At 53.3% G+C, this 23,176-nt stretch carries 18 protein-coding genes; 8 read left to right on the forward strand and 10 right to left on the reverse strand.

The window, feature by feature from the left end:
- Entirely contained in the window at positions 1–417 is a 417-nt protein-coding gene (locus AC2FJW_RS04630) for a hypothetical protein (RefSeq protein WP_496690097.1), read from the forward strand.
- A 172-nt stretch (positions 418–589) separates the two neighbouring features.
- The gene (locus AC2FJW_RS04635; protein WP_496690096.1) at positions 590–790 is read left to right on the forward strand and encodes a hypothetical protein; all 201 of its coding nucleotides are present in this window, start codon (positions 590–592) and stop codon (positions 788–790) included.
- A 55-nt stretch (positions 791–845) separates the two neighbouring features.
- On the opposite strand, the gene AC2FJW_RS04640 is transcribed toward AC2FJW_RS04635, so the two are convergent.
- On the reverse strand, positions 846–1,577 hold the full coding sequence (locus AC2FJW_RS04640; protein ID WP_496690095.1) for a Crp/Fnr family transcriptional regulator: 732 nt from the start codon (positions 1,575–1,577) through the stop codon (positions 846–848).
- Positions 1,578–1,732: 155 nt separating this feature from the next.
- Between AC2FJW_RS04640 and AC2FJW_RS04645 the strand changes: the two genes are divergently transcribed.
- Positions 1,733–1,969, forward strand: coding sequence for a hypothetical protein (locus AC2FJW_RS04645; RefSeq protein WP_496690094.1), 237 nt, complete (start codon positions 1,733–1,735; stop codon positions 1,967–1,969).
- Positions 1,970–2,786: 817 nt separating this feature from the next.
- Here the strand turns inward: AC2FJW_RS04645 and groL are convergent.
- Positions 2,787–4,409 (reverse strand): chaperonin GroEL, encoded by a 1,623-nt coding sequence (gene groL, locus AC2FJW_RS04650; RefSeq protein WP_496749354.1) that lies wholly within the window; start codon positions 4,407–4,409, stop codon positions 2,787–2,789.
- A gap of 308 nt (positions 4,410–4,717) precedes the next feature.
- Positions 4,718–4,969: a hypothetical protein gene (locus tag AC2FJW_RS04655; protein ID WP_496690092.1), complete on the reverse strand. Its 252-nt coding sequence runs from the start codon at positions 4,967–4,969 to the stop codon at positions 4,718–4,720.
- Between the two features lie 588 nt (positions 4,970–5,557).
- On the opposite strand from AC2FJW_RS04655, the gene AC2FJW_RS04660 reads away from it, so the two are divergent.
- Entirely contained in the window at positions 5,558–6,766 is a 1,209-nt protein-coding gene (locus AC2FJW_RS04660) for a class I SAM-dependent methyltransferase (protein ID WP_496749355.1), read from the forward strand.
- Between the two features lie 360 nt (positions 6,767–7,126).
- Here the strand turns inward: AC2FJW_RS04660 and AC2FJW_RS04665 are convergent, their stop codons facing one another.
- On the reverse strand, positions 7,127–8,839 hold the full coding sequence (locus AC2FJW_RS04665) for a tetratricopeptide repeat protein (protein WP_496749356.1): 1,713 nt from the start codon (positions 8,837–8,839) through the stop codon (positions 7,127–7,129).
- Between the two features lie 305 nt (positions 8,840–9,144).
- Here AC2FJW_RS04665 and AC2FJW_RS04670 point away from each other — a divergent pair, with 305 nt between their 5' ends.
- The gene (locus tag AC2FJW_RS04670) at positions 9,145–11,199 is read left to right on the forward strand and encodes an alkyl/aryl-sulfatase (protein WP_496749357.1); all 2,055 of its coding nucleotides are present in this window, start codon (positions 9,145–9,147) and stop codon (positions 11,197–11,199) included.
- Positions 11,200–11,543: 344 nt separating this feature from the next.
- Here the strand turns inward: AC2FJW_RS04670 and AC2FJW_RS04675 are convergent, their stop codons facing one another.
- Positions 11,544–12,389 (reverse strand): LysR family transcriptional regulator, encoded by an 846-nt coding sequence (locus tag AC2FJW_RS04675; RefSeq protein ID WP_496749358.1) that lies wholly within the window; start codon positions 12,387–12,389, stop codon positions 11,544–11,546.
- Positions 12,390–12,488: 99 nt separating this feature from the next.
- On the opposite strand from AC2FJW_RS04675, the gene AC2FJW_RS04680 reads away from it, so the two are divergent.
- The gene (locus AC2FJW_RS04680) at positions 12,489–13,418 is read left to right on the forward strand and encodes an NAD(P)-dependent oxidoreductase (RefSeq protein ID WP_496749359.1); all 930 of its coding nucleotides are present in this window, start codon (positions 12,489–12,491) and stop codon (positions 13,416–13,418) included.
- Positions 13,419–13,778: 360 nt separating this feature from the next.
- Here the strand turns inward: AC2FJW_RS04680 and AC2FJW_RS04685 are convergent, their stop codons facing one another.
- From AC2FJW_RS04685 to AC2FJW_RS04705, 5 genes are read right to left on the reverse strand one after another with little or no spacing between them, the layout of a single operon-like run.
- Positions 13,779–15,062, reverse strand: a complete 1,284-nt coding sequence (locus AC2FJW_RS04685) for an amidohydrolase family protein (RefSeq protein ID WP_496749360.1) — start codon at positions 15,060–15,062, stop codon at positions 13,779–13,781.
- Positions 15,062–16,006, reverse strand: a complete 945-nt coding sequence (locus AC2FJW_RS04690; protein ID WP_496698536.1) for an ABC transporter permease — start codon at positions 16,004–16,006, stop codon at positions 15,062–15,064. The genes AC2FJW_RS04685 and AC2FJW_RS04690 overlap by 1 nt, the downstream gene beginning before the upstream one ends.
- Before the next feature lie 2 nt (positions 16,007–16,008).
- Positions 16,009–17,058 (reverse strand): ABC transporter permease, encoded by a 1,050-nt coding sequence (locus AC2FJW_RS04695; protein WP_496698535.1) that lies wholly within the window; start codon positions 17,056–17,058, stop codon positions 16,009–16,011.
- Positions 17,048–18,589, reverse strand: a complete 1,542-nt coding sequence (locus AC2FJW_RS04700; RefSeq protein ID WP_496698534.1) for an ABC transporter ATP-binding protein — start codon at positions 18,587–18,589, stop codon at positions 17,048–17,050. The genes AC2FJW_RS04695 and AC2FJW_RS04700 overlap by 11 nt, the downstream gene beginning before the upstream one ends.
- A 6-nt stretch (positions 18,590–18,595) precedes the next feature.
- Entirely contained in the window at positions 18,596–19,603 is a 1,008-nt protein-coding gene (locus AC2FJW_RS04705; protein WP_496698532.1) for a BMP family protein, read from the reverse strand.
- Between the two features lie 303 nt (positions 19,604–19,906).
- Between AC2FJW_RS04705 and AC2FJW_RS04710 the strand changes: the two genes are divergently transcribed.
- Positions 19,907–20,539, forward strand: coding sequence for a tyrosine-type recombinase/integrase (locus tag AC2FJW_RS04710; RefSeq protein ID WP_113789758.1), 633 nt, complete (start codon positions 19,907–19,909; stop codon positions 20,537–20,539).
- A gap of 427 nt (positions 20,540–20,966) precedes the next feature.
- Positions 20,967–22,913 carry a hypothetical protein gene (locus tag AC2FJW_RS04715; protein ID WP_496749361.1) on the forward strand — a complete coding sequence of 649 codons (1,947 nt, stop codon included), beginning with the start codon at positions 20,967–20,969 and terminating at the stop codon, positions 22,911–22,913.
- The last annotated feature ends 263 nt before the right edge of the window (positions 22,914–23,176 follow it).

Genomic DNA, 23,176 nt, shown 5'->3' on the forward strand with positions numbered 1-23,176 from the left:
ATGTCTGTATCAGATGTTCTTCGCCCGGATGGCTCCGACTACGACCCTTTCCTGCTTGCAGAAGTGGGTGAAGACAAAACCGGTGCAACAGTCACGGTTTTGTCAGCCCTTGCGCGTCTCGGGCTCGAGCCTTGGACCGAGGCTCGTGAGCTTGCACTTCTGGGCCGCGATGCAGCGCATGCCCGGCTGAAAGCACATCTTTCAACAGTCAGGGATGTACCCACGCTTGATCATGCGAGCGGCAGTGTGGCGACAAAGTTGGTGGCCTTGTTACCTAAGCGCGTGTCGCATCGCGTTTCGAAATTGCCTGAGACAATAAAATATACCGGCCCCCGGATCCCGATCTATTGGATGCTAATTTCACTCATGGGCGCTCTGATACTTGCGCGGATCTTTTATCTGGCTCAAGCGGGCTAACCTGCGTCAGTACGAAGGCGCTCCGAAACCCGTTAGGTAACATGTGTCCGCTGTGTATTTGGTTGGCATTTTTTTTGAGTATCTGAGGGGCGCGGGGAACATGGAGTTCCCCAAAAGAGCTGTATGAGTCTCGTGCTTCTTGTTCTCGGACCGTCCAGGAAAGGACATTCCAATGAATGATGAAGACCAGAGTCAGGAAAACCACACCGTCAAACACATGGCCTCCGTCAAGGCCGCCTGGGACCAAGCGCCTGAAGGCCCCAAAAAGGCGACGGCATTGAAACACTATCAGGCCGCTGAAAGCGCCCATGAAGCCGAAAATGACGAAGAGGCTCACAAGAAACTCAAGGAAGCCAGTCGGGCGCTGATGTAACGTCACCCGTTGGAGATGTAAGCAAGATCGTCCAAAACCAGATTGTGGGACCCAATCAGGCCAGAAGTGGCCGCTTCTGATCCAGATACGCTGGATCGAAATCCGCCAGTTTAACCAGACCCTCATAGTTATTGAACGTCACAAACCCATCCCGAAATGTAACCAACTCGTCCTCCCTGAGTTTGCGCAGGACGCGGTTGACGTGAATGGCGCTCAATCCCAGTGCATCGGCAAGATGGTACTGTGTGAGCGGGCAGGCATAGCCTTTCTTGCTGCCCATCCCTACAAGCGACAGCCTGACTCCTAGTTCCAGTAGGAAATGTGCCATGCGCGCATCCGCATCACGCCGTCCAAGCCCGACAAGATGTTCGACAACCATCGCTTCGTCGCGTGACACGGCCCATAAAATTGCAGTGGCCAGCCGAGGTGTCTCTGCGAAGGTTTGCAAAAGATCACTCACCAGAACCTCGGCGGCTTCGATATCAACAATCGGCTCAATGCCATGGTCTGACGTGTGCAACAAAACGCTGCGCAGCCCAAGGAAATCCCCTGGAATCTGGAAATCGACGATTTGGCGTGATCCGTCAGGCTGAATCTTATATGAAACAACCCAGCCAGCGGCGAGGATATAGGCAGCCTGTTCCGATTGTCCCTGATGAACAAGATCTCGGCCAGCCTCAAAGGTTCTCCTCCGCTGGTGCAATTGTTCCAAAACGGCCAGTTCCGCCTCTGCCAAGGCAACAAATGCCGAGAGTTTCTGTGTTAGCGGGCTGGTGTTGGTGTTCATCGTTGGATTTCCCCGAGCCTGCAAAGACTCTACGAAGAATTTGGTATTGAGGCTACTTTCGATCAGTCCAAAATACCAAAACTCATGTGACAATAGAAAAACCATCACCACCTCGCCTGGTCACGAATCCAATGACTTTAAAAGGAATGACCCCAATGTCAGACCACCAAGATCCCGCAGGCATGGCTGCACTCTCGATCTGCGAGGCTCTTCTACTTGCCTTGAACGATCTCAATCTTCTTCAGGAACGTGAGATCGTCGGGGTTTTGCGCGATGCTGCCGTGACCCACGAGTGTGCCAATGGTTCGGAATTAGAGCTAGAAACCCATTCGGCAGTCGCCAAATTGATCAACGAGATTATTATCAGCGGTAACTTTTCGCGCCGATCTTAGATCACGCGGCCGGGTACTTGGACGTCCTGTTGTTCGTGTTTCTACCGACGATGCTCCTCGCTGCAATTGCCGGCATGTGGTTCTTTCACATGCAACACCAGTTCGAAAAAACCAGTTGGCAGCGGGAGCATGATTGGAACGTTCAGAATGCGGCGCTTGAAGGTAGTTCAAACTAAGCACTGCCCGGAATGCTGAGCTAGATCACCGGGAAAGTCTGAGTTCACCATGTTCATAATCTGGCCAGCCGTATCCCGTTCTATCGTCTTCTCGAGGTCCTTCGAGGTCCTTCGAGGTCATGACGTCCTTGCCAACACCCGGCGCAACACTCTCCGCGATAGCTTGCGCTTCACAAGCCTCGCGCTCTGGGAGGAATCCTAACGCATCGTTATAGTGAGTTATGAATCAATCCGGGTATAGATCAGAAACTTCAGAAACCAAATTGCGAAGCATGCCAAAGCGGCGCTCCAATGGCCTTCGGACACCATGGGCCGGAGTTGCGGCTATTGCCCATGTCTCCATCCCTTCCTGACGACGGGAATCCTGCACGCACCGCCTTGGTTGCAATCTTCGTCTTGCGACAATGGAAATTACTTTTTCTTACTCCCTATCTTGACCGGCTTCTGACCCTTTGAGAAATCGGCCGTCGCCACGATTTTTTCCTTTGCTTTCTTTGGTTTTTTAACTTCGCGGTTGCCGCGCCTCTTGTCACCTTTTGACATCTGAGTTCCTTTCAGGTTGGATTCTCTCAATACGTTTGCATGTCACAGACCAACCGACTGCATTGTGGTGGTCCCGTAGTTGGGTCAAAAGACCTGCGTCACGCCCTCAAGGATCCCAAATCTGATGCAGTTCCAGACCTGTAGGGTTTTTGTGCGACCATCGCCTCGGTTGTGATCAGAAGGCTTGCAATCGACGCCGCATCTTCCAGAGCAACCCGGACAACTTTGGTGGGGTCAATGATCCCCGCTTTCAACATGTCGACATAAGTTTCCATTTGAGCGTCGAACCCGAAGGATGGGTTTTCGCTTTCGATGATCTTTGCCGCGACGACCGATCCGTCCACGCCGGCATTTTCGACAATCTGGCGCAGCGGTGCCTGGATTGATCGCCGGACGATCCTGATGCCGGCATCCTGGTCGGAGTTGGCACCTTTAAGGGTCGCAAGCGCTTTGTCTGAATGGAGCAGCGCAACACCACCGCCTGGAACAACACCTTCCTGAACCGCTGCGCGAGTGGCGTTCAACGCGTCGTCAACCCGGTCTTTGCGTTCCGTTACCTCAATCTCCGTGGCCCCTCCGACCCGGATGATGGCGACCCCGCCTGCCAGTTTAGCAAGACGATTCTGCAGCTTTTCCCGTTCGTAGTCGGACGTCGTATCTTCGATTTGGGAGCGAATCCGGGCGACCCGTGAAGAGATTGCTGATTTGTCGCCCGCGCCATCAATGACGGTCGTATCGTCCTTGGAGATGACGACTTTTTTTGCGGCACCGAGCATGCCCAGCGTGACGGTTTCAAGCTTGGTCCCCAAATCGGTCGAGATCACTTGGCCACCCGTCAGGATCGCGAGATCCTCCAGCATCTCCCTGCGGCTATCCCCAAACCCAGGCGCCTTCACGGCGGCTACTTTCAATCCGCCTCGAAGCTTGTTGACCACAAGCATGGCCAGCGCATCGCCCTCCACGTCCTCGGCAAGAACCAGAAGCTGCTTTTCGGCTTCCATGACTGCTTCGAGCAACGGCACCATGTCGGCAAGAGACGACAACTTGCTCTCGTGGAACAGGATAACGCAGTCTTCCAGCTCTACGCACATCTTGACCACATTTGTTATGAAATATGGGCTAAGGTAACCGCGATCGAAATTCATACCTTCGACCACTTCGGTTTCGGTCTCCAATCCCTTGCTCTCTTCAACCGTGATTACGCCTTCAATGCCGACCGCAGCCATCGCATGGGCGATCTGACGGCCAATCGCTACATCTCCGTTGGCGGAAATAGCCCCTACCTTCGCAATTTCAGCACTGTCGCCAACCGGTCGGGACAGGTCCTTGATCTTTGCGACGACGACCCGGACGGCTTGTTCAATACCTCGCTTCAGATCCATCGGATTCATGCCAGCGGAAACGGCCTTCATCCCTTCCTTGACGATTGCCTGAGCCAGAACGGTAGCAGTGGTTGTGCCATCGCCAGCCTCTTCGTTGGTGCGGGAAGCGACTTCCTTCACCATCTGGGCTCCCATGTTTTCAAAGTGATCCGGAAGCTCGAATTCTTTGGCAACAGTAACGCCATCCTTGGTGATACGCGGGGCACCGTGGGATCTGTCCAAAATGACGTTACGACCTTTGGGACCAAGAGTTATCCTGACGGTGTTCGCCAGCATGTTGATCCCTGTTAGGATTCGGTTGCGCGCATCAGCACTGAATTTGACGTCTTTGGCGGACATGTCGGGAACTCCCTGAGACAAGGATTGGATGATGGTCTGCAGCGTCGGAAAAGACCGACTGGTCCATGGTCTTTTCGTCTTCGTCGAAAAGGCGACGTCGAGTGAATGGCCTCGAAGCACTCCTTTTTAAGGTTTGCCGAGCAGAACAGCACTGGACGGAGGCGTGCTGATCGAGTGAGTTTCATTCGGGCGGGAGCGGTGGCGATTTCTTTTTCGGGTCCACTTCAAAGGTCGGGAGCCAAACCACTACCGCGCGGTGTCACAAACATCGAACCGTGTTTTTGGTGACTATGATCGCGTTAATCAAGTCAGCAACGGCCTGATGGCATTTTGTTTCCAATCCTATTGTTGGAGCGTTTTCGTGAGCCGTCGCCGCGGCGCGTAATACCCTCGCGACATGGCGTTCCGGAAGCAATTTTTTGATTATTCAAGGAGAGCGACGGTGCCTCGCTGGTCGAGAGTGCCGCCATTCCTGCAAACTCTGTTGGGTCAGACATCATGGGCGGTTCCTGTTGCGTGAATTCATCAGGATCAGAATTGGGCCCGATGAATTCAAACATCGTTGCAGAATTTTCTGCATGTTGGACTGATTGAAAGCAGCTTCACGGCGAATTTTCTTATGAAATTTTCGTCGCACTTAGAGTACTCAATAAAAACAAGCGAAAACAGGCCTCTCATTCGAAAACTATCTGCAATCGTCGCTCTTTCGGGTGCTGAACGGTTGTTTGCAAACTTTTAAAACGGCCAGAGTTAGCGACATGCTGGACACATTTGTCCAGCGATCACAGCAAACAACCGAAAGCCCGAAGTTGTAGCGCTAGAGAACTGCTTCATTCAGATCATATGGACGACTTCGATGCCATCCGGCTTAGCGGGTGCGGATGCGAAGGATCCGAACACACACATGCGCGGAACACACAGATATGTTTAGTCCATGCGGCAGGAATTCAGCGCAGGGCGCTTTTTCGATTATGCTCGCGCGGCGATCATCGGCGAGTATTTGGGAACATACCTAATCAATGTGGCATGATCTACGCGCATGACCGACTGCTCTGCGGGCTAAGCGGACATAATATGCTCCTTCAACTTGTGCCATCGCCATGGAGTGTAGTCTAATCTTGGGAGCATTGGAGGATGTCACATTGTGGGTGTCGTTGCTTGACCGCCTTTTGACCAAGATCATCCAGGAAGGTGAGCTTGCGGTGACTTGGCCGGATGGGCGTTGTAGCACCTATGGCCGCGGAAAAGGACCCAGTTCAGCCATAACCCTCCACGACAAAGCGCTTCCGCGCAAATTGGTAATGAACGGCGATCTCGCCTTGGGCGAAGCCTATATGGATGAGACTCTAACAATTTCGCAAAACGATTTACGCGGCTTTGTTTCGCTAATTGTGCGCAATGCAAACAACTATGGTGGTGGGCGTTACGGCACGTCGGTTACAGGGCTGCGCAAGTCACTTAGACGTATCGCACAGTATAATCCCGTTCATATCGCGCGCAGAAATGTCGAACATCATTATGACCTTTCCGCTGATCTCTATGAACTTTTTCTCGACCAGGACCTTCAATATACCTGCGCCTTTTTCTCAGACCCGGGGCAAAGCATCGAAGAGGCCCAGGTAGCAAAGAAGGTGCACATAGCCAAGAAGCTCTTAATCGAACCAGGAATGACAGTGATGGATATCGGCTGTGGTTGGGGCGGCATGTCAATTACCTTGGCGCGAGACTATGGAGCGAAGGTGGTTGGTGTGACCTTGTCCAAAGTGCAGTTGGAATATGCAAAAAGAAGAGCCGAAGCGGCAGGTGTCGGGAATATGGTCGAATTCCGCCTGATCGACTATCGGGACGTCAACGAAGAATTTGATCGTATCGTTGTGGTCGGAATGATGGAGCACGTTGGTCGGCCCCAATATCCAACTTTCTTTCGCAAGCTGCGTGAGAATCTGAAACCGGATGGCGTCGCATTGGTGCATACAATCGGTCGATCCACCCCACCCGGTCGAACGTCACCATGGATTCACAAATACATTTTTCCCGGCGGATATGCACCATCAATGTCCGAAGCCATGAAGGAGATTGAAAAGCAGGACTTGGTGACCACAGATGTTGAAGTCTGGCGCGGCCACTACGCGCGAACGCTTCAATGTTGGCAGGAAAAGTTCGAGGCCAATCTGGAATCGATCCGCGACCTCTACGATGATCGGTTTCTGCGAATGTGGCGATACTATCTGATCGTATCCGAGATGGCCTTTTCGGAACAGGGCTTGGTTGTATTTCAGTTTCAGTTAAGCCGAGGTCAGATGGTTGTACCTGTAACCAGGGATTATCTGAGCAAAACGTCTAATCACTCGGCTTGAGGGTCGTGGGAGTCAGCGGTTCTAAGATACGGCGGAGGAGCCTGTGCGGGCATCGAGAACAATAGAACTTAAAGTGAAAACATCGAGAAAAAAGGGTTCCGTTTTGGGCTTTAGAGCGGTCATCGACAGGCTGTACAATTTCACTTTTTCAGACAAACCCTGACTGTCGCGCTGCGGCCCATTCCGAACCTTCACTCACTTTCTGCAATGCTGCGGTGCGGCCCGTCATAGCTGCCGTTGGTGCGGCGCGCAGCATTTCAGTTATCAGGACGACTGTACAGCGGGACAAAGTTACCTTTCGCCGTGTTCGAACCAACGGCAGCGACATTCAGAATTCCGGACTTTGAAATTTTCGCTCAATCAAATGTCTTCAGTTTCCAGGCCTGCTTTGCGAAGACTATTCATCAGATTCCTCTGAAACGATTCATCCAATTGCCAGATTGACAAAATTTCGGGCGCCTCTGACGCAAAATCTGGCTGCAGTGACTGCAATTCGTTCAGTGATGCTTGGGCCGCTTGTTGATGCCCCAACTCACCGTTCAAGGCCGCGCTCCACAGGTGAGTCCAGAAGAAGTTCGGCATGTCGATTTGATCTAGAAGCGTCAGGGCCTGTTGGTGGTTTCCCTGATCGAACTCATAAAAAACACTCGGAAAACGATACCAGTGCGGATGTACCGGGTTCAGGGCGATGGCTCGTTCCACGAAGGTCAGCCCTTCGTCCCATTCGCCACTGAAGGCCAATCTCATTCCGTAATGTGCCAATACTGCGCTATCATTTGGGCTCAAGCCAATCGCGACCTGGCCAGCTTGGCGAAACCCTTGAATGTCGCCAAGAACAAAGCGCATGTTGGCCAGCATCAAATGCCCTGCAGCCAAATTTGGATCAATCTCCACAGCCCGATGCGCCGCCTCATCTGCGGCGGTAAGAAGCTCCTGGCGGCCTCCCCCAAGACCAAATCGGATCTGCTGTAGATAAAGGTTGGACAAAACCGCCCATGCTTCGGCGTAATCGGAGTTTTCTTCAAGCGCCCTCAGAATGCAGGCCTTGATCGCGTGATGCCGGTCAAGATCAATTGTCACCTGATAGCTGTAATAGCTCAGCACACAGTCGTAGGCATCGCGGTTGCTAGGTGGAGTTCGGGCAGCCGTCTTCATCGCATCTTGTGTTAGTACACCGTACTTACCTGCGAGCTTTCCGATCACATCCTGTATGACCATATCTTGCGCGGCATAGATGTCGCTGGGTGAGCTCCCCACTTTGTATTCGTGAACCCAGACGTATCGCTGACTCTTGAGGTCTATGAGACGGGCAGACAGCAGTATCGTGTTGCCCTTGTCCATGACGCTGCCTTCCAGCGCGAAATCCGCGTCGAACTCCGTACGCAAAGCTTGTGAATCTGTTCCGCCTTGTAAAAATCGCTGGACGCTGCCCAAAGGGAGAACCCAAATATCGCGGAACCGGACCAACTCGCTGGTCAGTTGCTGTGTAATGCCGTCGGCAAAATAACTCGGCCCTTCACCCAGAGTGTTAAATGGCAGCACTACGACCACAGGACCCTGCGGCAACGATTGAACCGAGAGCTGAGGCGTTCTTGTGGATGATCCCAAAAAAGAAACCCAGATCGAGGCGCAAAATACCAAAGCCCCTAAAACAGCCAATCCGACGCTGAGAACGCGTCGGGAACTGAGGCCATAATCAAGAGGAGTCTCAGGCGGTTCTGGTGCTGGTTCTGCTGAGGGCGCAACGCTCTCAAACCGCGGTGCATAGCCCCCCTTGGGAATGGTCAATCGAACAGGATCTGATCGGCCAGGTCCAGCATAATAGCCGTCAATATCTTGACGCAGGCGCCGCGCTTCAAGCCGAACAATCGGATCAACCTGCTGATCGAAGGTTTCATCCCGTCCGAAAACGGACATGGCGATGGACACACCTTTAATTTGACCCGCGCGTCCGGCCAGATACTCATCCACGATATAAGAAAGAAAAGCGCGGCGTTGGGGGGTGGCGGTGAAATCGTGATGCGTCAAAAGGCGATGCAACTGCGCCCGAATTTCATTTTCCGACAAGTCCACCCTAAGAATCCCAGTTCTGTAAAAAGTCTACACAAATCAAAGACTCAGATCACTACGGCCACCTTGATATATGGGAATGAGCACAAGTTGCAACATGTTCGCACTTCCTTAATCCAATTCTCAGGTTAGCAGGAACGTGCAGTTTGCCGCGCAGGCAGGTGCCGGAGAGTCAAGGAAACGGTTTTTGTGTTGAAAATAACTGCCGTCCCATGCGAACGACCAGATCTTTCCTCGTGATGTGGTTTTGTCGCTGTTTCCTTGCCGCTTTCGCTATTTGAATTCACCTCGACAGGAACCGTATGAACATGGCACGCCGACATACACTTTTTCTTTCCACCGCACTTTCGATTTTGACTGCTGGCGCTGGGGTCGCACAGGAGCATTTTGATCCAAAAGGCAAGATGCCATCGAAATTTACAGTCGAATATCAGGAACAGATGCGCGACTCTCTTCCGTTTGAAGACCAGCGCGATTTTGAAGAAAGCCGCAAAGGTCTGATCGCAGTTCCCGATTATCGCCAAATCAAAACCGAAGACGGCACCGTTGCATGGGATATCGGCAGCTATGACTTCCTGTTGGAAGACGGGCAGGACTTCGACTCGATCCACCCATCGCTGCAACGTCAGGCGATCCTGAACATGAACTATGGTCTTTACGAGATTCTGGAAGGCAAGATCTATCAGGTGCGTGGCTTTGATCTGTCGAATATTTCATTCATCCGGGGGGATACCGGCTGGATCATCTTTGATCCGCTGGCATCTAAGGAAACAGCAGCTGCTGCGTTAAAATTGCTGAATGACACTGTTGGGGAACTGCCAGTCAAGGCGGTTGTCTATTCACATTCACATGCCGACCACTATGGCGGTGTACGTGGTGTCATCACCGACGAAGACGTGGCCAATGGCGTCGAAGTCATCGCACCCGAAGGCTTCATGGAACATGCGGTTTCCGAAAATGTCTATGCCGGTAATGTGATGAACCGTCGCCTGTTCTTCCAATACGGCGTTCTGCTGCCGCGCGATCCGCATGGCCATGTGGATCAGTCGATCGGAAAAAATATCTCTGCTGGAACAACCGGCCTGATCGAGCCGACCCGCTATGTATCGGATGACTACGAAGAGATCACCATCGACGGCGTGCGCATGATCTTCCAAAACACACCCGGCACCGAAGCTCCGGCAGAGATGAACACCTATTTCCCCGATCTCAAGGCATTTTGGGCTGCGGAGAATATCACCGGTACGATCCATAACATCTATACCCTGCGTGGCGCACTTGTGCGCGATGCACTCAGCTGGTCCAAGCATATCAACGACGCGCTGTATGAATTTGGACAAGATGCCGATTTGATGTTCGCTTCACATTCCTGGCCCCGCTTCGGCAATGACCGCATTCAAGAGGTCATGCGTGCACAGCGCGACACCTATGCCAACCTCAACAACGGCGTGTTGAACCTGGCCAACAAGGGTGTAACCATCAATGAAGTCCACAACGTCTACGAGGTGCCGGAAAGTCTTCAGCAGCAATGGGCCGCGCGCAGCTATCATGGCTCGGTTGAGCATAACAGCCGCGCTGTCATCAACCGCTACCTCGGGTACTGGGATGCAAATCCGACAACTCTGACACCCTTGTCGCCAAAGGACAGTGCACCGTTGTTTGTTGAAATGATGGGCGGCGCTGCGCCGATCCTGACCAAAGGGCAGGAATTGTACGACGCCGGTCAGTACCTGCACGCAACCGAGATTCTGAATAAGCTGGTCTATGCAGAACCTGAAAACCAGCAAGCCAAGGATCTATTGGCCGATGCGTTCGAACAGATCGGGTATCAGAAAGAAAGCCCTTCGGTCCGCAACTCGTTCCTTGGGGCCGCTTATGAACTGCGCAATGGTATTCCACAAGGTGCAACCATCGAAACCACAGGCCCTGACACGATCCGGGCAATGGAGACGTCAATGTGGCTTGATTTCATAGCCATTCGCGTCAACAGCGAAAAGGCGGCGGATATGGAGTTCACGATCAACCTGTCGATCCCGGATCGGGATGCGAACATCGTGGTTGAGATGAGTAACGCTACACTGACCCATATCGTTGATCGAACAGCACCCGATGCAGACCTGTCGATTAGTTTGAGCCGGGCGGATTTAGAGAAAGTCATGACCGGCGAGAGCAGGCTTGTCGATATGCTGGCGGACGGTACTGCCCAATCCGAAGGCAACAGGGATGTTGTGTCGCAACTGGCTTCGACTCTGGACCAGTTTGATCTTGGGTTCGAATTGATGCCCGGAACCGGAGCCGAGGATTTGACACCGCCAACCAATGATTTCGCCCAGCCACCACTGGCGAACTCAAACGGAGGTTAAGTTCTACATCAATTGCAACTGATAAGACCCAGGTCGGCAACGGATCGTGGCAGCAAGAATCGAGCTGGCAAAAATCCAAAACCGGCTTGGGTCACATTTCCTCAGAGATGTCAGCATCGGCGTGAGATGCAGCCATTTGTCCTTGGTGCGGCATCAGTAGTTTATGGGCTCGTTGCCGACCTTCGAGGCAGCGCAGCATCGGCCCAACGTGAGCCGTCGAGCCCGTTCAAGGCAGCCCACAACTGCCGTTCGTCGGATCGTCAAGCGTCGCAGCGCAGCGCAGCGCAGCTTAGGGTCATGGCGACGTCACCGTCAGGGCCAGCACTGATTGTTTGAATGGCAAGTCAAAAAGCGCTTATCACCAGTTCCTTGATTTGAAGGGCTGCGCTGGACAGACCCATATCGCGTTCTACAATTTGAATGCAAGTCCTTGGCAAGTTAGGGAGCCGGTAACTCTTGGAAAGCGGGCGCAGCTCAACAGGAATGGTCCCCAATGCCATGACGGTAATAGCGGTTTCCGCGGCGGCGGCGCTCTGAATAACCTGCCCGCTGGGGCTGACCAAAGCTTCACGAAACGCTATGCCTTGCTCAGCAAGACATTTCTTGGCCGCGGCGCGGAACGCACAGCCCTCAGGAAAGAAGGCAATAGGCCAGGGCGTTCCCTCTCCATGTCGGAAGCCGGGGGCGGCTACCCATTTCAACTCAGGTTCGGCCAGCACATGCGCCCCGGGTTTGGTCTCTGGTAGTGTCACCACTGCCAGATCCAGATTGCGGGCTTCAACCTGCTGGCACAGGTTTCGACTGAGCCCAGTAACAATGCTCAACTCGATGCCGGGATAAATTTGCTGTACGCGCTTCAGAAGATTGGCCAACATCGGTAAAACATAGTCCTCGGCAATCCCCAGTCGCACATTGCCTGACACCTGCCCTTTGCGAGCCCGGTTCAGGAAGTTGTCGTGCTCGTCTACCACTCGCTGGGCATGGGGCAACAACTCGGTGCCACCGGGGGTGAGGACAACACTGTGATAGCCGCGTTCAAACAATGTAACGCCCAACAGCCCTTCGAGCTGACGAATGCGTTGCGACATGGTCGCCTGCGAGTATCCCAAGCGACTGGCCGCGTTGGAAAAGCTGCGTTCGGTGGCAACTGAGAGAAAAGACCGCAGAAGTTTCGTATCGATATCATACATGAAGTATTGGATATTCCAATATCATTGATTGGTCAAAATTGTTTTACTGATGATACATCGCATCCGTAGAAAGCTACCGGCATAAGGAAGGATTCTATCATGAAAGTCGGCTTCATCGGTCTTGGAACCATGGGCGGTAACGCTGCCAAGAACATCATCCGCGCGGGTTTTGAAACCTATGTTTTTGATCTGCGTCGTGAGGCGGCCGAGCATCACATCGCCATGGGTGCAACTTGGGCCGATAGCCCGAAAGCTATGATCGGTCAGGTTGACTGCGTCGTTTCAATGGTCTTTGGCCCTCCGCATTGCGAGGCGGTTCTGAAAGGCGAGAACGGCCTGATCCACGGGGACTGCGCCGGCAAGATCTGGATCGATCTGACCACCTCGTCGCCCGGTTTCATGCGCGAATTGACTAAGGATTTCGTCGCCAAGGGCGGCAAACCCGTGGATGCGCCGGTGACCGGTTCTGTAGACGCGGCCATTCGTGGTGACATGCCCATGTTCGTCGGCGGTGAAGACGCTCATGTCGAAGAGGCCCGCCCGGTGATTGAAGCCATGGGCGAAGTCCGAAAGGTCGGTCAATATGGCAACGGTTACGTCGCCAAGTTGGTCAACAACCAGCTTTGGAAGATCCATGCCACTGCCATTGGTGAAGCCATGGTGACCGCCAAGCTGGCCGGGATCGACCCCGATGTCTGGTGGGACGTGATGAAAGGCGGCGCGGCCGACAGCTTTGTCATGCAGCACGATGTGCCGTCGATCTTTGCAGGCCATTATGATCCGTCCTTCCCGTTGAAACTCTGCTTGAAGGATCTGGCGCTGATCAAGGAACTGATGGACGCCACCGGCACTCGCTCCGAGCTGACCGATGCCTGCCACGACCGGTTCAAGGAAGCGGGTGAACGCTATGGCGTGGATGCTGGCGAGATGACCGTCTGCAAGCTGATCGAGGAAGACGCTGGCGTCACGCTGCAGATCGAAGGCGATTGGGTCGCTCCGTGGGAAGTGCCCCACGACGCCGTGGCCTAGAAAGAAACGCGAAGCCACGTCAACGACATGGCTACCCCAATCCACTAGCAAAACCCGGCACGGGGATCACTCTAATTTCATCGGATGATAAGCGAGTGTAGGTCAGCAAGGCGTTGACGATGTGGAGACTCGGCCCATTCCGGACCTTCACTCACTTTCTGCAGTGCTGCGGTGCGGCCCGTCATAGCTGCCGTTGGTGCGACGCGCAGCATTTCAGTTATTAGGACGACTGTACTGCGGACGGAGCTTGAATTCGCTGCAAGTGCGTCAATGGCCGCTTTATAGGGATTCCATATCTAGCGACAATCATTCCGCATCCAACGATTTTGCCACTCAATACCGGTGTCGGTGCGTCCGGAATTACGCAATGTCTGAGCCGTGCCTTCTTCTCGATGATTTTGGGCGTCCTGACAGAGATAGCGTTGCGTCGGCCCGAGGCGACTGGCTAATAACTTGGCCATTGGCGATAACACAAAGTCGGGCAGAACGCAGGCGAAGGGCTTCGATTGGGTTGCTGGCATCAAGTACAACCAAGGATGCCTTAGCTCCGACGTGCAGCCCGTAGTCTGTCAAACCCATCGTTTTGGCGTTGTTTACAGTGACCATATCAAAACAGGCCCGCATGTCTTCAGGGCTGGTCATTTGCGCGACGTGTAGCCCCATGAAGGCCACATCGAGCATATCGGCAGTGCCCAGCGAATACCAAGGGTCCAGCACGCAATCTTGCCCCCATCCGACATTGATCCCCATGGCCAACATTTCCTTAACGCGCGTCAAACCGCGTCGCTTCGGAAACGTGTCATGCCGTCCCTGTAGAACAATATTGATTAGCGGATTTGGGATCACGTTGATTTCGGCTTCGGCAATTAGCGGCAGCAATTTCGAGACATAGTAGTTGTCCATCGAATGCATCGACGTCAAATGCGATCCCGCGACCCTGCCATTGAGGCCCAATCGCTGCGTTTCGTATGCGAGTGTTTCGATGTGGCGTGAATGTGGGTCGTCGGATTCGTCGCAGTGCATATCAACCTGCAAACCACGCGCAGCTGCGATTTCGCAAAGCTCATTTACCGTTGCCGCACCGTCAGCCATGGTGCGCTCGAAATGCGGGATTCCCCCGACAACGTCAACACCCATGTCCAAGGCGCGGATGGTGTTATCGCGTGCAGTGGGGTCGCGGTAAAAACCGTCTTGTGGGAAAGCCACGAGTTGTAGATCAATATAGTCTTTGACCTGCTCACGCACCTCGAGCAGGGCCTCGACCCCCAAGAGCCGGTCGTCGCAGGTATCAACATGGCTTCGAATTGCCAAAAGTCCCATGCTCGCGGCCCAATCGCAATAGGTGAGCGCACGGGCGATGATCGCATCTTGGGTCATGACTTGCTTGAGTTCGCCCCAAAGCCCGATACCTTCCAGAAGTGTGCCGGAGCTGTTGATCCGAGGCAGACCGTAGGACAAAGTTGCATCCATGTGAAAATGCGGGTCGACAAATGGCGGGCTGACCAAGTCGCCAGTTACATCCACAACTTGACCTGCTTCTGCCGCTTCAAGTGAACCGATTGCAGTAATCCTATCGCCCAAAATCCCGATGTCTGAGACTTGTCCATCTGGCAGCGTGCCGCCTTTGACGATCAGATCAAACATCAGCGTTCTCCTTTATTGAACGGAACCATGAGCGCGGCGGGCACTTCGGCGCGCCGTGACATCAGGATAAGCGCGAGTATGGACAGGATGTAAGGCATCATCAGGAAAATCTGGTAAGGGATCTGGGTGCCCAGACTTGTTTGCTGTACTCGGATCTGCAGCGCATCAAAAGCCGCGAAAAGAACTGCGCCAAGCAGGGCCTTGCCCGGCCGCCACGATCCAAAGACAACCAGCGCGATACAGATCCAGCCACGGCCATTTACCATTTCAAAAAAGAAACTATCGAATGCCGACATGGTCAAGAAAGAGCCGCCGACTGCCATTAAACCGCTGCCAACGACAACTGCCCCCATGCGGATTGATGTGACGGATAGACCCTGGGCCGCAACGGCCGCGGGATTTTCACCGGCAGCGCGTACAGCGAGGCCAAGGGGCGTTCGATAGAGGACCACACCGACGACCCCAACAAGAATGAAGGCAAGATAAGTAAGCGGGGTTTGCGAAAACAACGCAGGGCCAAGCAGCGGAATGTCTGACAAGACCGGGATCTCAAAAGGTTTGAACGCTTCGATTTTTGGCGGGCTTGTGACCTCTGGCAACGCCAGCCGGTATGCAAAATAAGTCGAAGACGTCGCCAGCAGCGTGACGCCAAGGCCGACCACATGCTGAGACAAGCCAAACGGCACCGTGAGTGTACTATGCAGCAGGCCGAATAACATTCCCACCAGCATCGCGACACACACACCGGTCCAAAGCCCGGTGCCCGAGTAGACGGCCATCCAGCCGGCAAATGCACCGGCGACCATGATGCCTTCTATACCAAGGTTCAGCACGCCCGCGCGTTCGCAAATCAACTCCCCCATCGTTGCAAAGATCAAAGGGCTCGCGATGCGAATTGCTGCGGCCCAAAAGCTGGCTGTAAAGAGGATCTCGATAATTTCCATAGCTAGTCCCTCACCACGCGGAACCGCGTCAGCATGATTGCCAGCACCATAAGAAGAAGGGCTGTCGCAAGCATGATATCGGCCAGATACGTCGGGACGTCAGCGGCGCGGCTCATGCTGTCAGCGCCCACAAAGATGCCCGCGACAAACAACGCCGCTACGACCACACCAAGTGGGTTCAGTAAAGCCAACATCGCGACGATGATCCCCGTGTAACCAAACCCCGGTGACAGATCGAGCGTTAGACTTCCCTTTAGTCCGGCCACCTCGGAAAACCCTGCCAATGCTGCAAGACCGCCAGAGAGGAGTGCCGTTTTCACGATCACGACGTTGACTGGAATACCAGCAAAGGCAGCCGCATCCTTGTTCAATCCAACGGCACGCATTTCATATCCCAAAGTGCTGCGGGTCTGGATAACCCAAATGCAAACGGCTGATAAGATCGCCAACCCGAACCCCCAATGCAGGCGCAGCCCATCAACAATTCTCGGCAATTTCGCTTCGGGTATGATGCGGGCCGATTTCGGCCACCCCATGCCCATCGGATCCTTGAGCACCCCTTCAAGGAGCATTGAGATAAACAGAAGGAAAATGAAATTGAACAGCAGTGTCGTGACAACCTCATCCACGCCGAACCGCGTTTTGAGAAGCGCGGGCACCACAAGAACCATAGCTCCCGCTATGATGGATGCGATGGCAATAATGGGTAGGATCGCAAAGCTTGGCCAGGGCAACAGTCCGGTCCCGAGTAGGACTGTCACAAGTGCACCGGCATAAAGTTGTGCTTCCGCACCGATGTTCCAAAACTTGGCGCGAAACGCGACAGCAACAGCAAGACCGGTGAAAATCAACGGCGTTGCTCGATTAAGTGTTTCAAGGATCGCGAATTGCGAGCCAAACGCGCCCTTCAGGATCAACCCAATAACAGAAAAAGGGTTCGCGCCCGCAACCATTGCCAAAAGCGAAGCAATCACAACGGTTGACGTAAGCGCAATTGCTGGTGGGACGAGTTTGCGGGCCAGCGTCGGGTTCTTGATCGGTTCAAGACGCATGGGCGATGTCCGCTTCAAATCCTTGGCCGGCCATCCAAAGCCCAAGTTGGGCAGGTGTCATTTCACCTCGCTTAAATTCTGGAGAAAGTCGCCCGTCTGCAATGACATGAATTACGTCGGATAGCGCCATAACTTCATCCAAATCTTCAGAGATCAATAGCACCGCAGCACCGCTTTCACGTGCCGCCAGCAACTGGCTGTGCACATAGTTGACCGCCCCGATATCAAGACCGCGAACAGGTTGATTTGCCAGTATGATCTGCGGATCGGCCTCTAGCACACGGCCAAGGATCAACTTCTGCATATTTCCGCCAGACAGCAGACGGATCGGCGTATCCGATCCGGGGCATCGCACATCGTACTTCTCAACAATACCGTCCGCAAAGGCCCTAGATTTCCGCCAATTCAGCCAACCACCCTTGCTAAAGGAACTAGATTTGTAACGTTCCAAAATGGCGTTTTCCACAAGGTCAAAATCAGCAATCGTGCCAGTCTTGTGCCTGTCTTCTGGGATACGCGCGATGCCACTTTGCACCGCGATACGGGGTGTCCATCTGTGAACGGTTCTACTACCCAGGTTGATCTGTCCATCGCTTGGGTTTAGCAAACCACCAACGACATCGGCCATTGCAGCCTGTCCGTTGCCAGACACACCCGCCAAGCCGACAATCTGACCCGCTTTTAAAGCCAATGAAACTGCTTTCAAACCCGGGGCGCTTCCAACATTAGGAGTTGTGACTTTGTGGAGCGCGAGCAGCGGCATACCGGGTTTCGAGGGAAGCACTTCCGGTGGTGTTGCTTCAGTCCCCATCATCATCGCGGCCAAGGCGTTCTTGTCGGTGCCACCTGTTTTTACTCCGCCCGCCATCTTCCCGTGCCTCAGCACAACAACACGATCTGCAATCGCCATGACTTCGTGGAGTTTGTGTGAAATGAAGATGATCGATAGCCCTTCAGCGACGGCACGCCTAAGGGTCGCGAACAGATCATCAGTCTCTTGTGGGGTTAACACGGCTGTCGGTTCATCGAGAACAAGAATACGGACGTCACGGTAGAGTGCCTTGAGAATTTCAACTCTCTGACGCTCGCCTACTGAGAGTGTGCCAACACGTGCGTCCGGTTCGACGGCCAAGTGAAACTTCTTTGATAACGCCACAATCCGCGCCTTCGCGGCTGACCGTCCCAAACTTGGGCGCAGAAGTGAATGGACCCCTAAGGTGATATTCTCTTGAACGGTCAGGTTGTCTGCAAGCGTGAAGTGTTGATGCACCATGCCGACACCTGCGTCCAAAGCCGCACGCGAATTGCCCGGCGGTATGGTCTCTCCGAATACACGGACGGTTCCACTATCGGCCGTGTACTGGCCAAACAGGATATTCATCAGGGTTGTCTTGCCCGCCCCGTTCTCGCCCAACAGGGCGACAACCTCCCCGACGTTCACGGAAAGGCTGACCGCATCATTCGCGATCAGCTCTCCGAATCGTTTGGTAATGGCGTTAAGGGAAAGAGCCTCAACTGCGTCCTTGGACATGATCGATTAAGACGACGATGGTTCGCTGTCGTTGATCACGACCGAGAACGCGCCGGACCTGATTTCGGCCTCTCGCTGCGCAACCAACGCAAGTGCCGCCTCCGGAACTTTTCCTTCAAACGTGCCCAATGGGGCCAGACTGCACCCACCTTCGATCATAAAGGAATAGACACCATAGTCAGCGGCCGCAAAGCTCCCCGCTTGAACTTCAGCAATTGCTTTGTTCAGTGTTGGTTCAAAATGCCAAATCGCTGATGCCACAACGGTCTCGGGGTAGTCAGCTTGCGTATCAATGACGTTTCCGATGGCAAGAATACCTTGTTCCTGCGCAGCATCTGATACCCCGAAACGTTCGGCATAAAGAATATCTGCACCGTTTTCGATCATCGCAAATGCTGTTTCCTTGGCTTTTGGCGGATCAAACCAGCTACCGATAAAGCTGACCTGAAACTGGATGTCCGGGTTCATTTCGCGCGCGCCGGCCATGAATGCATGCATCAGGCGGTTCACTTCGGGGATCGGGAAGCCGCCAACCATGCCGATATTTCCAGACTCTGTCATTGCTCCGGCAATGATGCCAGACAAGTACGATGCGTCTTGGATATAGTTGTCAAAGACCGAGAAATTCGGCAGCGCGGCGTCTTCTTTAAAACTTGAGCCCATCAAGAATGCCACGTCCGGATATTCCGCTGCGACTTCGCGGGCTTCTTGTTCCGCGCCAAAGACTTCACCGATGATCAGCGTGTTACCCGCCTCGGCATATTCACGCATCACGCGTGTATAATCTGTGTTGCTGACATTTTCAGAGAACGAATACTCTATGTCGCCACGATCTTGCGCTGCAAGTGCCGCTTGATGAATACGGCTGACCCACTGCTGTTCGACGGGTACCGTATAGATACCTGCCGTCTTGATTGGTTCTGCGGCCGTGGCACGTCCGGCCCCAAGCATCAGCGATGTTGCCGCGGTCGTCGCCATAAATCTGCGGCGGCTAAGACTTGTTGTTTTAATCATCGTATCGTTCCTCCCCAGGGTTTCGTAAGAGTAATTACTTTTTTAACCGTTTGGTCAAGAAAAATACCGGAGATCTCATGCAGGCCCGTAGAACTCGCATTGCTCAAGTCCAGGTTTCCACAAAACCATCAATTCAATGGGCTGGTCGCAGCCTTTCCACAAAAGCAGCCATTCGTTCAAGCGCAGCATCATGCACTTTGGGCTCCGAACCGACCTCGAATGCAATGCGGCATCCTGTGATATGATTGGCCGTCAACGTCGGGTTGTCGTTCTGGGAGGGCATGGCGGATCGGAGGATCAGTCATGGAAACACCAAATTTACCTGCCATTCGCGCACTTCGCCCTGCTTGGAACAAGGGCCGGATCGTCGGACAGAAGCGCCCACTGAAACCGAAACATGTCTGGGCGATAAGAGTTCGCCTTGAACTCGCCGAAAACCACAGAGACCTCGCTCTTTTCAATATGGCAATTGATAGCAAGCTTCGGGGCTGTGACCTCGTTCGCATGCAAGTTGTGGATGTGATGGCGTCCGGTCAGATCAAGGAACGCGCATCTGTTCTGCAAAGCAAGACTCAGAAGCCAGTTCGATTTGAAATCTCGGAAGGCACTCGAGCATCAGTTGCGAAATGGATGGAGGACCCTCTTATGGTTGGTTCTGAATTTCTGTGGCCAGGCCGCTTCCACGAGCGGTTACACATTTCAACGCGCCAATATGCACGGATCGTTCGCGATTGGGTTACATCTATAGGTCTTGAGGCAACAGCCTATGGTACGCATTCAATGCGACGCACCAAGGTCACACAGATCTACAAAAAGACTGGCAACCTGCGGGCCGTCCAGCTCCTGTTGGGACATACCAAGATGGACAGTACTGTTCGATATTTGGGTGTTGAGCTGGAAGACGCTTTGGCCATCGCAGAAGCCATTGAGATATAGAATGGAGGGGCCGTCTTCGCGGGCGGCCCATACCGGACATTGAACACCCAAGCAAGATTCTGCGGTAGCAGCCTGCTTTGCGGTCATTCGCTGCAAGCGCATAATTTAACTGCTAACGAATTCACACATCGCGGGACATTCCTGCCGTTCGAGAGATTTCGTTGGAGGTCTGCTTTATTCTGCCTAATAGTGTCAACTCCATCGCCAAAGTAAGATGTTAATGGCTTCGGACCCTACGACGTGTTAGCACACAGCTTTGTTTGGATCAACAGCGCAACCTTCTATACACTGCTGGCGGATTGCCCAAGTAAACATGGTTTACATCACGATTTCTCGTGCTGCCGTTTTTTTGCTATACTTGACTTTGTATACGCAAGCGCCGCGAATTTTGAGCGCCCTGCGGAATATTGAAGCCAAGGGTATTTAGATGACTGATGTTATTTCATCCATAAGCGGAAATCTTCATATTGTCAGACGTTTGGTTGCGGGCTTTGTGGTGATCACCTTTGCCGCATTCGCACATGTCGAAGTGATAGAAACCGCCACCCAGGAGGTCTACAAAGAACTGATGAAATCTAACGCCGTTCTTTTCGCGACGGTGTTCCTGCTCACGGCTTATTTAGTTGGCTCATTGGCCGAATTTGCAGGCAATAGTCTCCTTCTGCATTTTTCCAGTGTTCTGGCTGAAACCTTTGGCTACCCGCTAAAGCGCTTTTTTTGGCTTCCGATTCCGTATCGCTTTGTTGCGGTTCTCTTTTGGTGGATCATCGGTGGATATTTTGTCGCCACTTATCTTCTCATCCGTCGGATCTTTGGCGTACCCAGCTACAAGATTCGTCTCGAGGAGCACTTGGATCAGCGAGGCAAAGACCTGTTTGCAGGTCTCAGCCCTGCAGTGAAATTTGGACTTCTGCACCCTACCAGCATACATTACGAACATGCAGCCGAAGAAATTCTGCAACGAGCTGGCGAAAGACGTGCTTCAGTAACCAGCTTTTTGGACCGACAGGCGGACGCATCGACTGCGATAGCCGCGGTTTTGATGGGGTCGCTGGTCTATTTGGCGCTGGTGGTCCCAAACTTACAAACCGTGTTTCAATATCCAGAACGCTCCGAGGTAATCTACTTGGTACCGGAGGAGATCGAAGTAATCCCGCAAGATCCTTCCGTAGACGGCGAGGGCCACCTTCCCCCTTCAGGAGAAGACCGGACCAGTGACACTCCGGTTGTTGAGCCTTCGGTCGCCAACGACCCCATCGAAATTCCAGTTATCGTCGAAGAACACGCCGACTTTGATAGCTATCGCACGGTCGCAGTGATCATCTCGATCCTTCCATTTCTGATGGCGTTGTCATTCTTCTTCCTCCAGTTCCGGCGTGACGCGGTGATCACGATGATACAATCGGCAGCGTCCGAATGCCGCGAAACCGGCACCCTTGATGATGGCCCTGTGGCGGTGATGTACAGGACTGCAAGCCAAAGCAAAGCCAGCCGGTATGTGTTTGGTGTTCTTTGGATGGCAGTGCTGGTGTGCATCCCTTTGGCGGCAATTCGATGGGTTGTCGCAGAAGACCCGTTTTTCCTGTTCGGCGGCGGCCAAGACACTGTGGTGCAAGAGGTCGGCCGGTTCGTTTTGCACCGCCTTTATTGGAGCGCACTTCTCGCCATTTTGGTATTCAACGCGCTCAACGTATTCAGTTGGCGCACGACACGGTCAAGAACAGCGAATCTCGTTGCCTCCACCCTTTTGGGGATCGGATACTTTATCGTGTGGGCAGCGTTCAGCCTGATCGTCATGGGCGTCGAATATGTAACCGAAACAGAACTTCGGGCTTGGCAATACGATGTGGTGGTCTCGGTTCGGCACGCCGCCGGGTTTGTTCTGGGCGGGTCACTGACCTACGCCTATCTCAACGACAAACTCTCTTTTGCCAAATGGACGCGTCAGGAAATCATCTTTGCGCTTCGCCTCTTCGTCGTCGCAGCACTTGCCGAATTAGCACTACAGCTAATCGCAACACTAACTTACGGCATCAGTATGTTAAACTATAGCATCATAGATTTCGGAGGGATCATCTATGATGTCGCGTTTTTCTTTGGCGTCGCATTCGCAATTATGTTTGTGGGCCGACCAGCAGCGGCAAGATCATGGCGATCCTTTCGCTGGCTTTGGAACCAGTCGCTTTGGTTCGCCGCCGCCTCCCTTGTTTTTACGTCAGTCTATATCGACATGCCATTGATCTTGTTTAGGGGTTTTGACATTTCTATAGAAGGCTTTGATTTGGATTTTGGAACCTTCTTTATCTACGCCCTGGGCGGTCTTCTTTTGTCTAGAATCCTACAATTCCGCACATCCGCTAAGACTGCGATCTAACTGAGATTTGCAACTCCCATATAGCGAAAGGCGCATGCGGCCCGAATGCCTACAGTAACTGGTGCGTGCCGTAGGTCCCGAGATTGCTCTAGTCGCGTGCAAGTTTCATGCGGCGTGGGAACAGCCTTCTTACAAATGGCGGCATCTATCTCTCTAGGCTTAGAGCCGACATCCGATCCTTTCACTCTGGCAGTTGACGAACAACTTGGCGACAAATGTCGGTAAAGTGTTGTAAGCGGCCCAATGCGCTCGCAGCTGCCAAT

Source organism: Ruegeria sp. CDSA020 (assembly GCF_059612345.1).